General features: G+C 39.5%; 10 protein-coding genes. 9 read left to right on the top strand and 1 reads right to left on the bottom strand.

Translation table 11 applies throughout. The annotated features are described in order from the left end of the window. The first annotated feature begins 14 nt into the window (after positions 1 to 14). Both MKZ10_RS05555 and ptsP read left to right on the top strand, forming a co-directional pair. Positions 15 to 281 (top strand): phosphocarrier protein HPr, encoded by a 267-nt coding sequence (locus MKZ10_RS05555; RefSeq protein WP_342508640.1) that lies wholly within the window; start codon positions 15 to 17, stop codon positions 279 to 281. Then, a complete protein-coding gene (ptsP, locus tag MKZ10_RS05560) occupies positions 281 to 1996 on the top strand; it encodes a phosphoenolpyruvate--protein phosphotransferase (RefSeq protein ID WP_342508641.1) in 1716 nt (571 codons plus the stop codon). Before MKZ10_RS05555 ends, ptsP begins: the two co-directional genes overlap by 1 nt. Positions 1997 to 2283: 287 nt before the next feature. Here ptsP and MKZ10_RS05565 read toward each other — a convergent pair whose 3' ends face one another. Continuing rightward, a complete protein-coding gene (locus MKZ10_RS05565; RefSeq protein ID WP_342508642.1) occupies positions 2284 to 3456 on the bottom strand; it encodes an ROK family transcriptional regulator in 1173 nt (390 codons plus the stop codon). Between the two features lie 154 nt (positions 3457 to 3610). Here MKZ10_RS05565 and xylF point away from each other — a divergent pair, with 154 nt between their 5' ends. From xylF to MKZ10_RS05600, 7 genes are all read left to right on the top strand, one after another. Further along, positions 3611 to 4723 (top strand): D-xylose ABC transporter substrate-binding protein, encoded by a 1113-nt coding sequence (xylF, locus tag MKZ10_RS05570; RefSeq protein WP_342508643.1) that lies wholly within the window; start codon positions 3611 to 3613, stop codon positions 4721 to 4723. A 67-nt stretch (positions 4724 to 4790) separates the two neighbouring features. Further along, complete coding sequence (locus tag MKZ10_RS05575) at positions 4791 to 6311, top strand: xylose ABC transporter ATP-binding protein (protein ID WP_342508644.1); 1521 nt, start codon at positions 4791 to 4793, stop codon at positions 6309 to 6311. Between the two features lie 62 nt (positions 6312 to 6373). Further along, positions 6374 to 7471, top strand: coding sequence for a sugar ABC transporter permease (locus MKZ10_RS05580; RefSeq protein ID WP_342510033.1), 1098 nt, complete (start codon positions 6374 to 6376; stop codon positions 7469 to 7471). A 36-nt stretch (positions 7472 to 7507) separates the two neighbouring features. After that, positions 7508 to 8503, top strand: coding sequence for a Gfo/Idh/MocA family oxidoreductase (locus tag MKZ10_RS05585; protein WP_342508645.1), 996 nt, complete (start codon positions 7508 to 7510; stop codon positions 8501 to 8503). A 435-nt stretch (positions 8504 to 8938) separates the two neighbouring features. Next, positions 8939 to 11752 carry an S-layer homology domain-containing protein gene (locus MKZ10_RS05590; protein WP_342508646.1) on the top strand — a complete coding sequence of 938 codons (2814 nt, stop codon included), beginning with the start codon at positions 8939 to 8941 and terminating at the stop codon, positions 11750 to 11752. 391 nt (positions 11753 to 12143) lie between these two features. Then, positions 12144 to 12746 carry an NEAT domain-containing protein gene (locus MKZ10_RS05595; RefSeq protein WP_342508647.1) on the top strand — a complete coding sequence of 201 codons (603 nt, stop codon included), beginning with the start codon at positions 12144 to 12146 and terminating at the stop codon, positions 12744 to 12746. Between the two features lie 24 nt (positions 12747 to 12770). After that, positions 12771 to 14618: an NEAT domain-containing protein gene (locus MKZ10_RS05600; RefSeq protein ID WP_342508648.1), complete on the top strand. Its 1848-nt coding sequence runs from the start codon at positions 12771 to 12773 to the stop codon at positions 14616 to 14618. Positions 14619 to 14704: the final 86 nt, after the last annotated feature.

The raw sequence follows: 14704 nt of genomic DNA on the forward strand, positions 1-14704 counted from the left end.
GGAGTTTGATTGAGATGGTCGAAAAACAATTTAAAGTAACGGATAAAGCAGGTATTCACGCACGTCCAGCAGCAATGTTAGTGAGTGTGGCAAACAAATTTGTATCAGACGTAAATTTAGATTACGGTGGCAAGAACGTTAACCTAAAATCTATCTTAGGCGTTATGTCTTTAGGAATTGGGCACGGTGAAACTTTCAAACTAAATGCTAGCGGCGCAGATGAACAGGATGCGATTAATGAATTGGCAAAAACATTGAAAACAGAAGGACTTGCTGAATAATGAGCCTGCTAAAAGGAATTGCTGCATCGAGCGGCATTGCAATTGCAAAAGCATACTGTTTGGTTGAGCCTGATTTATCCTTTAGTAAAAAAAAGATTGAGGACAGTGCAACGGAAGTTGCACGTTTTCAATCTGCACTAGCTACTTCAAAAAGCGAATTGGAAGCAATTCGTGATGTCGCTGAAAAGGAGCTAGGCGCAGATGATGCGGCTATTTTCAATGCGCATGTGTTAGTGCTGACAGATCCAGAGTTAATCGGACCGATAGAAGAAAAGATTAAAACGGATCAAGTCAACGCTGAATTTGCTTTGAAAGAAATGTCAGATATGTTCATTACGATGTTCGAGCAAATGGACAATGCATATATGCAGGAACGTGCGGCAGATATTCGAGACGTCACAAAACGATTGCTGTCACATTTACTAGGTGTTAAAATTGTTAACCCAAGTATGATTTCTGAAGAAGTTGTTGTCATTGCGGAAGATTTAACGCCATCAGATACTGCGCAGTTAAATCGTCAGTTTGTCAAAGGCTTCACAACAGATATTGGTGGAAGAACATCCCACTCTGCTATCATGGCTCGCTCGTTGGAAATTCCAGCAGTTGTCGGAACACAAGAATCGACGAAGCTGATTCAAGACGGTGATCTTGTGATTGTTGATGGATTAAATGGAGAAATACATATTAATCCTAGCGCTGAAGTGGTTGCTGACTACAAAAATAAACAGCAGCAATTTGAGCAGCAAAAGGTAGAATGGGCCAAGCTGGTCAATGAAAAAACAATAACAGCAGACGGTCATCAAGTAGAGTTGGCTGCTAATATTGGTACGCCAGAAGATTTGGTCGGCGTCGTGAATAATGGTGGAGAGGCCGTCGGGCTCTACCGTACTGAATTTTTATATATGGGCAAGGACCAGCTGCCAACAGAGGAAGAGCAGTTCGAAGCTTATAAAAAGGTTTTACAAGGAATGGCAGGTAAGCCGGTTGTAGTGCGTACTCTCGATATCGGTGGAGACAAAGAACTGTCTTACTTACAGCTACCTGAAGAGATGAACCCATTCTTAGGCTTCCGCGCAATTCGTTTATGCTTGGAAGAACAAGATATTTTCCGTACGCAACTACGCGCATTGTTACGGGCAAGCACATTTGGGAATTTGAAAATTATGTTCCCGATGATTGCAACGCTCGGCGAATTCCGCCAAGCGAAAGCGATTTTGGAGGAAGAAAAACAAGAGTTACTAGCAGCGGGTACGGAAATTGCAGAACATATCGAAGTCGGCATCATGGTGGAAATTCCATCGACTGCTGTCCAAGCAGATGTATTTGCGAAAGAAGTTGATTTCTTTAGTATTGGAACGAATGATTTAATCCAATATACATTTGCGGCAGACCGTATGAACGAACGCGTTTCTTACTTGTACCAACCTTATAATCCTGCAATTTTGCGCCTCGTGAAGATGGTCATCGACGCTGCGCATAAGGAAGGAAAATGGGCGGGCATGTGTGGAGAAATGGCAGGCGACGAAATCGCTGTGCCATTATTGATTGGCCTAGGACTCGACGAATTCTCGATGAGTGCGACGTCGATTTTACCCGCACGCGCACAAATTAAGAAATTGAAGAAAAGCGATATGGTTGAGCTTGTAAACGAAGCACTTCAGATGGGAACAGCCGAAGAAGTTGTGCAAGCTGTTAAGGAACGTACTGGTTTATAAAAAACGAATATCACTTTCATAATTATCTATGGATAAAAATATCCCTTGTAGGCCTAGGCTTACAAGGGATATTCTATTACACCTGCTAGATTAACCAACAAATAACTTAATCAAGCACCAGGCGCACTGTGATTAATCGCTTTTGGCTCACTTTGGATTGAACAACGTTCGCAAGTTCCCGAAATTGTATCTTCGGGAATCTTGAATAGTTCACTGAAAGCGGACCAAAATGAACCGACACGCTGCAATTCAGCAGTACCCAGACAATAAAAAGCTCAATACCTTATTCACTCAGTAGGATTAATCTTAAGAAATTCCTCAATTGCAAAAGCCGACACCCCGAGTGCGGCTGAATGGGAGGATAATTCGGAAAACGTTATATTCATATCCACTTTGTGAAAGGGTAGTAGTTCTTGTTTAGCAGTTGTTATGATGGGTTCTATAATCCATTTTTCCGCATCTGCTAATCTATTTCCAATAATAATGAGTTGAGGATTAAACGTTTTTATTAAGTTGGTAATTCCTGTCCCCATATTACATCCGATCTCCTCGAAAATTTGTAGCGCATCTTTGTCATTATTCTCGGCTAGTTCGATCAATTGTTCAAAGCTTGCTTCGGATAAATGGTCGATTTCTTTTGCTTGCTTTAATAGTGCGTGTTCAGATGCATAGGCTTCCCAGCATCCCCTGCTTCCACAATTACATGTGCGCCCATTCTTAACAATGGTCATATGGCCACTCTCTCCTGAAAAACCATTAATGCCGCGATATAATTCTCCATTTAAAATGATACCTACTCCAATTCCGATTCCGGCACTTACATAGATTAAGTTGTTGCTCTTTTGTCCGGCACCAAATCGTTTTTCTCCGTAGGCACCCGCATTTGCCTCATTTTCAACCAGTATAGGATAGTCGAATTCAGCTTCGAGAATTTTTATTAAGTCTACATCTTTCCATTTTAAATTTGGTGCCAATAGAACCTTGCCTTCGTTATCAACAATTCCAGGTACACCAATTCCAATGCCTATGACACCATATCTACTTTCAGGTGTATGGCTGATAAGTGTACGAATTGTTTCTATAACTAGTTGAATTTGTTGATCTGCCGAAAGATTATTATCAACTGTTTGGCTCGCCTCATAAATAATATTACCTACTAAATCAGTAACAATCCCTAAAGTATAATTAACCCCGATGTCAACCCCGATTGAATATCCGGCTTGTTCATTAAAAAGCAGTATGACGGGCCGTCTACCTCCACTGGATTCCCCGATTCCCGATTCGTAAATAAGCTCTTCATCGATGAGTTCACTTACTAAAGAAGAAACTGTTGCTTTATTTAAGCCGGACTGTTGTGCAATTTCCGCACGTGATAAAGGAGCTAACTTAATAATGGCTTGTAGAACAATTTCTTTATTCATCTTTTTGACAATATGCTGATTCCAAGTAATTTGTCTCACTATATCGTAACCTCCACGTCTTATTAACAATTATATCTGCTAGAAATATTGTACTACAAATCATTGTTTATTGTATGGACAAACGAAGTCTGTGGTGGTAAAATTTGAATGTACAAATATTTACAACAATTCGGAAGAGGGGGAGTATTCAATTATGATGAAATGGAAGGGCTTACAATCAGTTGTTATTTTAGTGCTTATGCTATTTTTGTTGGCAGCATGTGGTCAGGATGCCGGTACGAGTCAGGAAGCTGATACAAAAGTAGATAGTGGAGATAATGCAGATGTTGGGGAAAAGTCAGAGGAGAAAATTAAAATCGGTCTTTCTGTATCAGACTTAACGCTAGAACGCTGGCAACACGATCGTGACTTTTTTGTAGAGAAAGCGGAAGAGCTTGGAGCAGAAGTAATCGTTCAGTCAGCAAATGGCGACGAGGCAAAGCAATTATCACAAATCCAGAATATGCTATCCCAAGACATTGACGTATTAGTCATCATCGCAATTAACTCAGATGCCCTTTCTACAGTTGTTGAAAAAGCAAAGAGCGAAGGCATTCCAGTACTAGCTTATGATCGTCTAGTAAATGGTTCAGACATTGATGCCTACGTATCTTTTGATAATGTACGAGTAGGTGAGATGCAGGCTGAATACTTAGTAGAGAAAGTACCCACAGGGAAATACTTCCTAATGGGTGGTTCTCCGACAGACAACAACGCTAAGATGTTTAGAGAAGGTCAAATGAATATTATCCAACCTCTTGTTGATAAAGGTGATATTACAATTGTCGGCGATCAATGGGCAAAGGGTTGGGATGCAAATGAAGCACTAAAGATTATGGAAAATGCATTAACAGCAAATAAAAATGATATTGATGGAATTGTTGCCTCAAATGACAATACAGCTGGAGGAGCAATTCAGGCATTGGATGCGCAAGGTCTAGCTGGCAAAGTTGTTATCTCAGGTCAAGATGCCGATTTAGCAGGAGTTCAACGTATTGCAGAAGGCACACAGACAATGACAGTGTATAAGCCAATCAAGGCCATAGCGATTAAGAGCGCAGAAGTAGCTGTACAATTGGCAAATGGCGAAGCAATCACTTCGGATTCAACTGTAAACAATGGCAAGTTGGATGTACCTTTCATTAAGCTAGATCCGATTAAAGTGGGTAAGGAAAATATTATCGATACTCTAATAAAAGATGGTTTCCATTCATATGATGATGTTTATAAAAATGTACCAGAAAATGAGCGTCCAGCACGCCCATAAGTAGAATTTTTAGGAGGGGGATCGCATCCCCCTTTAAATTTATCTATTTTAGGGGAGGAAAACCGAAATGGAAGATTACGCACTTCAAATGAGGGCAATTACAAAAGAGTTTCCTGGTGTACGTGCGCTAGATAACGTTACTTTTTCAGTTCGTAAAGGCGAAATCCATGCGTTATGTGGTGAAAATGGTGCTGGTAAATCTACTTTAATGAAAGTGTTGAGTGGGGTTTATCCACACGGGTCATACGACGGAGATATTATAATAAACGGCAAAAATGTAGCATTTAAATCGATTAAAGAATCGCAAAATGCTGGTGTTGGAATCATTTATCAAGAACTTGCATTAGTAGAAGAAATGTCAGTTGCAGAAAACCTATTTTTAAGCCATGACTTAATGAGAGCAAAAATCATTGATTGGAATAAAATCTATGCAGAAGCTCAAAAATGGTTAAACCATATTGGGTTAGATGTTGATCCGCAAACAAAAGTTGGGCAACTAACAGTGGGTAAACAGCAAATTATTGAAATCGCAAAGGCATTAACACAAGAAACAGAGATTCTTATACTAGATGAGCCTACCGCTGCATTAACGGAAAGCGATGTTGATGTTTTAATGAAACTTCTTCATGATTTACGTGCTGAAGGGGTTACTTGCATCTATATTTCACATAAGCTCAATGAAGTGATGGCACTCGCTGATTCTGTCACTATTTTAAGAGACGGACAAACCGTAAGTACCGACAAAATTGCTGACCTAACAGAGGAACTCATTATTACCAAAATGGTAGGACGTGAATTAACCGAGCTTTTTCCTTATGAAGCCCGTCCAATTAGTCCTGAAAATATACTGGACGTGAAAAATTATTCAGTTACTGATCATATAGGGAAAAAGATAATTGTTGATGCTTCATTTACTTTGAAAAAAGGCGAGATTCTTGGTTTTTCTGGCCTGATGGGTGCTGGTAGAACGGAATTATTTATAAGTTTATTTGGTGGACTGAAGGGTAACCGAACAGGAAGTGTTTTAATTGATGGGAAGGAAACGAATATTAAAAGCCCGGCGGATGCTATTCGAGCAGGATTGGCATATGTTTCCGAGGATCGAAAGCGCTATGGCTTAGTTTTAGGAATGGACATTACTAAAAACACTACACTTGCTGCTTTAAATAAGATGATGAAATTAAAGGTGATTGATAATGCCTTGGAAGTCAAAACAGCGGGGGATATTACATATAAAATGAATTTGAAAGCCCCTAACTTGGAAGCGTTGGTAGGTCAACTCAGTGGTGGAAATCAGCAAAAGGTCGTTCTGAGTAAATGGTTATTAAATGACCCTAAAGTTTTGATACTTGACGAACCGACAAGGGGAATTGATGTCGGGGCAAAGTATGAAATTTATAAAATCATAAATGAACTTGCTAATCAAGGAGTGGGTATCGTGATCGTTTCATCCGAGTTACCTGAGATATTAGGTATGTCAGATCGGATTATTGTAATGGCAGAAGGAAAAATAACAGGGGAATTCCAAAGAGCAGAAGCAACTCAGGAGAAAATAATGACATGTGCAACAGGAGGGAAGAATTCGTGAAAACACAACCCACGGTTAATCCAGAGGCTAAGGAAAAAAGGGGTTTAAGTTTTAAGTTAGATATGCAAGCCTACACATTGATAATTGCACTGGTGCTAATTGCTGTACTATTTGGTTTTTTCACTGGTGGTGAATTTTTATCGTCGCGAAATATTTCCAACTTATTTTCCCAAATGTCTGTCATTGCAGTGCTAGCTATAGGGATGACATTGGTCATCGTAGCCGGACATATTGATTTATCCGTTGGTTCCTTAGTAGGTCTGACGGGTGGCGTTGCGGCGATTTTACATGTTTGGTACGAATGGAATACGTTTACTGTCGTCGTTGCGGCAATCGCCGTTGGTGCGCTTTTCGGTGTGTGGCAAGGTTGGTGGGTTGCTTACAGGGCAGTTCCAGCATTTATTGTGACGCTTGGCGGGATGTTGATTTTCCGTGGTATCCTTATTGGATTGAGTAAAGGGCAAACAATCGCGCCGATGAATGATAGTTTTAAGGCGATTAGTAATAGTTATTTCCCCTTCACTTTAGGCTATATTTTAGCTTTAGCGAGCATCGGCTTGTTGATTGTGTGGACAGTCCGAAATCGATCGAAAAGAAAAGGGTTGGATTTATTACTTCCGGCAGGATTTATTGACTATGGGAAGATCGGAGTTTATTCCTTCTTCATATTATTGGCTACGTATATGTTAAACCGCTATCAAGGGATTCCAACTCCAATATTAATCGTGATTTTATTAGCAGCTATTTTCATCTTTATTTCCAATAAAACCTCGTTCGGTAGATACGTTTATGCTATCGGTGGGAATCCAGAAGCAGCAGCTCTTTCAGGTATCAATATTAAGCGGAATACGCTGTGGGTTTTTATATCAATGGGTGCTCTATCTGGAGTTGCAGGTGTGATTTTAACAAGTAGATTGAATGCAGCGACGGTCAACGCTGGTAACATGTATGAGCTTGATGCGATTGCGGCTTGTGTAATAGGCGGTACCAGTTTAATGGGTGGTAAAGGAAAAGTAGTTGGTGCTCTTATTGGTGCATTAATCATGGCGAGTATTGACAATGGAATGAGTATGATGAATATCGAAACCTTCTGGCAATATATCGTCAAGGGGTTAATTTTAATTATTGCTGTCTGGATTGATATTGCTAGTAAAAAGTGATTAATCAACTAGAAAATAAGAAATAAAGGGCGTGTGATGATGAAAAAAGTTCGTTGGGGAGTATTAAGCACAGCAAACATTGCTCAAACACAACTGATTCCAGCCATTTTTCGAGCAGAAAATGCAGAAGTTGTCGCCATTGCAAGTCGAGGAAGTAAAGTCCATGCAGTCGCATCGGCTTTACACATACCTAAAGCTTATGAAAGTTACGAGCAGTTATTGAATGATCCGGATATCGATGCGGTATATATACCTCTCCCTAATCATTTGCATAAAGAATGGGTACTACAAGCTGCTAAACAAGGAAAGCATATACTTTGTGAGAAACCAGCGGCATTAACAGCCGGTGAGGCCGCTGAAATGGTACGAATTTGCTCGGAGCATAACGTGAAGTTTATGGAGGGATTTATGTACCAATTTCATCCACAGCATGCACGTGTGAAAGAAATTATAGCTTCCGGAGAAATCGGGGAGACTAAATTGATTAGATCCAGCCATTCTTTTTACTTAGAGAATCGTAATAGTGATATTCGAATGGACAAAGATATGGGTGGAGGCAGCTTATACGATCTGGGTTGTTATTCTATAGAAGTCATTCGCCGTATAACAGGAGCAGAACCTATTGAAGTACAGGCCGTTGCCGTAATAGAACCTGAATCAGGGATTGATATTAGCGCATATAGTCATATAAAGCTCGATAATGGTGTGACAGCTATTTTCGACTGTAGTTTTGACATGACCGCAAGAAATGAGTATGAGATTGTTGGGACAAAAGGGACGATTAAGGTACCTTTTGCATTCCGTCCAGATGTGAATGGTGGTATAGGCTCTATTCTGGTACAAGGAAATGGGATGAGTAGAGAAGAAAAAGTGTCTGGAGACATTTATCGTTTGGAAGTAGAGCATTTTTCCTCGGCAATACTAAATAATACGGATCCTGCAATTACTGGGCAATCCACGGTTAATAATATGCGAGTAATAGAGGCTTGTTATCAATCCATTCAAACTGGGCAACCAGTAGAGCTAACGTAATACTTTTGCAGTGAATAATTATGGAGTTGTTTAAAAGTTGCAGGTGAAAAGCGGTATCCTTGGAATGATAAATCATTCGGGGGTACTGCTTTTTTTGAGGGATTAAGTGAAACGTTGCATAGTTTGCTGAAAATGTTGTCTAGTTCCTCCAAAACGTTTAGAAGTAAGTGAATTACGTTGTCAACTCTCGTGAACGTTGCATAGTTCACCGAAAACGTTGTCTAGTTCCTCCAAAACGTTTCGAAGTAAGCGGCTTACGTTGTCAACTCCTCGCAAAATACTACATACTTCCCTCGTCCTATCAATCTATTAAATGGCAAACAACCAAAAATTGGACCCTAATAGAGACTAACTACCATGCTAATATAAATGGTGCAACAACCAAGGTACATAAGCTGTACCGTGTCTATTTATTCAAGAGGAGGAAATAAAATAATGGCTAATCTTCAATCAAGGAAGTATAAAAAATTTGTACTGGGCGCGGCGTCAGCGGCTCTAGTTGCATCTGCGGTTGCACCAGTAGCAAGTGCGAAGGATTTCAAAGATAGCAAAGGGAATACGCATGAAACTGCAATCGACGCACTATCTGATGCGGGTGTCATCAAAGGCTATCCAGATGGTACATTCCTACCGAACAAGAAATTGACTCGTTCTGATGTTGTTAAATTGATGGGGAAATGGCTTGTGACTGAAGGGTATGAAATTCCGACAGATTACAAAACTAACATGCGTTTTACAGATTTAACATCAAAATCAAACGATGAACTCTTGCAATATGCTGCAGTTGTTAAAGACAATGGCGTATTCAAAGGGAGTAACGGCAATCTATTGGCTGGTGACAATATCACTCGTGAAAACATGGCTGTCGTTCTCGTGCGTGCTTTTGATGAAGTAAAAGATATGGAACTTGTCACTTATGTTGCGGCACAAGACTTTGAAAAAGATGTTACGGATCTAGGAAAAGCAAAAGCTGAGGCACGTACAGCAATTGATGTTCTAGATTACTTTGACATCACGAATCCAGCTGCGCCAGTTTTCAATCCTAAAAACACAACAACTCGTGGTCAATTTGCTACATTCCTTTATAAAACAATCAATACAGACTTTTCTGCTGTTCAAGAATATGAAGTAAACGAAGATTTAGTTGCAGTAAAAGCGGCAGCTGAACAAGTGAAAGCGGGAGCAGTAACAGTTTCACGCGGAGTGGATGCAACTGATGCTAATAAACTAGCTGCAGTTCAAACATATGTAACTTCACTTGTCACTGAAAAAGACGTTGTAGCAACAGTAGTAGCAGGGAAAACAGCTGGAGACTATGTTGTTACACTTACTAAAGGTGAAGAAAAAGTAGAAAAAACAATCGCGGTAACATTCGATTTCGCGGCAGACGATCGTTTTGTTACTGAAGTGAAAGCACTTAATTCAACAGAATTACAGTTAACTTTCAGCCAAGCGTTGGATAAAAAATCTGCTGAAACAATTGCTAATTATGCTGTTACTGCTAATGCTCCATCAGCAGAAAAGGCAAAAAAAATTCAGGATATTCAGTTGCAAGCTGATGGTAAATCAGTTATCATCCGTTTCGCTGATGTACTTGTGAAGAACACTGTCTATACTGTTGATGTTTCAACTGTTTTAACGGCTTCTTTCCATAAGGTAGATAAGTTTAACGGGACAGTTTCTATCAGCACCGATGCGGCACCTAGCTTGGTTTCAGCATCTTACGATGGCAAGCTCAACTTAACTTTTAATGAAGAAGTTGATTTATCAAAAGCAATCGTTAGAGTGGATGGCGTTCAGTATAATGGCTTTGCAGCTGTTGATGCTGAGGCTGGAACTTACACATATGTAGCTACGACAACAGGCATTGCAGCTACTAATGGCGCACATGCTGTTACAATTATAGGGGCAAAAGACAAGGCTGGGAATGAGGCAAGCACATTAACAGCTTCTTATACAGTGTCTGAAGATATAACAGCTCCAACAGTAGCTAGTATTGAAAAGGTTACTGCTACTACATTCAAACTTGTATTTAGCGAAGCTGTCACACAACCAACTGTCAAAACTGTCAAAGGTGCAACTGAATTTGAAGCTAAAGTTGTTAGTCAAACAGGTTTACAGAAAGAATGGTTGGTAAACGTTGAAACGAAAGCCGGATCAAATGATTTATTCAATAAAGACGAAAGCACAGTGTCGTTATCAGTTGAAGTGACTAAATATAAAGACAGAGTAAATCTTCTGGGCAGCAAATATACTGGAGCAGTTTCATTGACTAGAAATACTGAAGTACCAACAGTTGTATCTACTAACCTAAATACAGTGGTTGCTAAAGGTACTGGTACTGTTATTACAATTCCATTCAGTGAGAGTATTACTGCTGGGACAGGTGTAATCACTGTAAAAGATCCGGATGGAATTATCCAAACAGCTACTAGAGGATATGCAGATAAGAATTTAACGCTAACAATCTCTGGTAAAGCACCTAAAGAAGGTACTTATACAATTACTCTAGCTGCTAATGCTGTGAAAGATGCAGATTTGAATGGAAATCTTAGTGCGACAACATCTGTTAATTTCTCAACTGTTGCTACAAACCAAGAACTAGCTACTAGTGCAGTAGCTGTGAACACGGCAATCATCAATGGTAAAGTAGTAAATTATATTGATATTGCTTATGGAACTAACGATATGGCTAATTCGGCAATCGAGCTAGCGAATTATAAATTAGATAATAGTGAACTTCCAGCGGGGACTACTATTGGATTTGTTGGGAATAAACAATCTGTTCGTATTACATTGCCTACTAATTTTGAAGTTCCTGCTAAAGCAGGATACAAATTCGAAATCAGCAAAAATGTAAAAACAATTGCTGGTAGCACGATTGTTGCTACTGATAAGCTAACAACATTTACAAAGCAAATTACATTAAATGATACAAAGGCTCCCCAATTGGTATCTGCTAAGTTAGTAAATGCTGACCAAGTGGAATTAACTTTCAGTGAGGTTTTAGCAGCAGTAGCTGATGACCTTAATCATATCAATGATCTTGTCGTGAAGGTAAATGGCAGCATTGTAGTGCCAACGGCTATTCTTGATGGTGTAAAAGGTGACAATAAAGTAGTAGTAACAATCCCGACTTTTAATGCTACTCAAACTGTAACTATAGAAGTTGTATCGGATTCATTAACGATTAAAGATGTATCTGGTAACGTAGTGGTAGCAGGAGCTACAGTAACAGCTAAAAAATAATTGTTTAAACAAAAAAGCGGAACGAGCTCAGTGCTTGTTCCGTTTTTTATTATACTTATTTCGCTTCTTCCTTAGCTTTTTGAAGTTCTAATTCTAACCCTTTCATGAACTCTACAAGCTAATCACGTCAGTAGGAACTTCAATTTTGAAAGTTCTTATGAATGTATGAAAAATCCTTTAGAAAACTATTGTACAGTAATTCTGTGGCACAATTTTATAATAAAAATGTGAACAGTTTGTGAAAGGTCTAATGACTCGTTGACATTGGTATTCTATCAGTTATTATTAGGAAGAGTCCTGCAGTGATAATCATTCTCAATATCTAGTTTGAATCGAAGAGACAAGAGCTTGCCTACTAAAAGGTTATTAGGGAAGTGAGGAGGTATCGTTCGTGAAAAAAAAGGTAGTACTTCCGTTTTTCATGGCCGTACTTGTTAGTATGATAGCTGTTGTTCCGCTATCTGTTGCGGCTGATTTATCTGATGGTACATATGTTGTCGAATACGAGATGCTACAGGCCGAAAATGATTCCGTGTCTATTGCTAATGATTATTTTGAAAAACCAGCAATACTTACAGTCGACGGTGAAGCCCAATATATTCAATTCACAGTTAACCGCAGTGATTGGGTTAAAGTTCTTGAGGCTGCAGACGGAGAGTCGTTTGTCGATGTGGCTGTCGTTAGTGAAGATCCCGAAAATGATCAACGTGTCATTGCATTTAAGGTAGACGGAGATATTTCCGAGCCTGTGTTTATGCAAATGCACATTGTCATTAAGGATATGGAGCCTGCGTATGACCATAAGTATACCGTTCGTTTGAATTTTGACTTGGAGACAATTCAAGAAACAGACGCGCCTGCTGTTGTCGTTCCTTCATCGGAATCAAAAACTGAAGAAAAAACAGGGAACAATGTAATCATCTATATACTTATCGCAGTACTTGCCGTGGTGATTGTTATCATCGCGCGCAAAGTTAAATCATCAAAAAAATAAACCACAATTAGAGGAGAGAAACAAATGAAAAAGCAAATCATGCTATTATTATCAGCACTACTCGTTGTATTTTCAGTATTTCCAGCACTTCAATCTCAAGCTGCTGAAGTAACTACACAAGAACTTGAGGTAGCGTTTGACGTATTAAAAGCAGATAGTGATGACAAGTCTACTGCTGGAGATTTTGTGAAAAGCCCAGCAAAAATTGCTGTTGAAGACGGCAAGACCTATGCATACGTAACACTACAGCAAGCTAAGTTTTGGCAGACACTAAAAGTGCAGGCGACACAACCAGGTACATTTACAGAAGCTAATTTTGTAGATGCAGTAGTCGTTAGTGAAGATACGCAAGCAAATACTAGACTTGTAAAATTTGAAGTGCAAGATATTACTAAAGTTTTGAATGTTAAAGCTCATATCATTGTTACAGGTGTGCCAGGGATTGGCGAGTATGACCATACCTATGATCTCCGTTTGAAATTTGACGGCAGCAAAACTCCTGCAACACCAGAAGTAAACCCTGAGGTAAAACCGGATGTGAAGCCAGAAGCATTGAAAGATGGTGCATATACAATTGGCTTTGAAGCATTGCATGAAACAGAAGATAAGGCATCTTCAATGGGTAGATATATTGATGCTTCGGCAGCTCTTACAGTGAAAGACGGTAAAAATCTTGTAGCACTGACGTTAACAAATAACGAGCAAATTACGGCATTCCAAGTAGAGCAAGAAGACGGTAAATACGTTGATGCAACAGTTATTGATACAGACGAAAAAGCAGACACACGTGTAGTTGGATTTGAAGTAGCAGATCTGTCTGCAATCATGAATGCCAAAGTAACAGTATTTGTGGCAGCAGCAAACCACACGGGTAACTATACAGTTCGTCTTGCTTTTGATCAAAAAAGCATCAAAGCAGCAACTGAAGAAGTAGCAACAGATGGTGTATTTACAATCGACTTTAAAGCATTGCATGAAGAGGAAGACAAAGAATCTTCTATGACAAGATATATCGAAACACCCGCAGCACTTACAGTAAAAGGCGGTAAAAATCTTGTAGCACTGACGTTAACAAATAACGAACAAATAACAGCATTCCAAGTAGAGCAAGACGGTAAATACGTTGACGCAACAATTGTGAACACAGACGAAAAGGCTAATACGCGTGTCGTATCATTTGAAGTAGCAGATCTAGCTGCAATCATGAATGCAAAAGTAACAGTATTTGTGGCGGCAGCAAATCACACTGGCAACTATACAGTTCGTCTTGCTTTTGATAAAGATAGTGTCAAAGCAGTAACAACTGAAGAAATTGTTAAATTTGCAGACATCGACAAATCATGGGCAAAACCATATATTGAAGCACTTGCTGCTAAACAAATCGTTAAAGGTAAAACAGCTACAACGTTTGCTCCGAATGACACGATTACAAGAGCGCAATTTGCATTGATGTTATCACGTGCACTTGAACTTCCAAAACAAGATTTCGAAGGAACATTCTCTGATGTAACACAAGCGATGGATGGAATTGTTTTTGAAATCGAAGCAGCAAACCGTGCAGGCATTATTAAAGGAAATGAAGGCAAGTATAACCCGAATGAAAAAATTACTCGTCAACAAATGGTAACAATGATTATCCGTGCGATTGAATTCAAGGATGCAAGTGTATTAAAGGACGTAACAAATGCAGTAGTATTTACAGATACTAAAAACATCACTGCTGAGGCAAAAAAATCAATCGATTTGGCAGCAGGCCTTGGTATCATTAGTGGAAAAGAAGTAAAAGGTCAGAAAGTATTCGAACCACAAGCAGACGCAACTCGTGCACATGCATCTAAAATGGTTTATCAGCTAGTCGAAAAACTTAAATAATTATCAATCTATATGAATAGCAATCCCAATGCCGGCGTCACTGTACTTAGTGATGGCCGGCGTTGTAGTGATTGCCGGGGAAAAGT

The sequence above is a fragment of the Sporosarcina sp. FSL K6-2383 genome, assembly GCF_038618305.1.
Lineage (GTDB): Bacteria > Bacillota > Bacilli > Bacillales_A > Planococcaceae > Sporosarcina.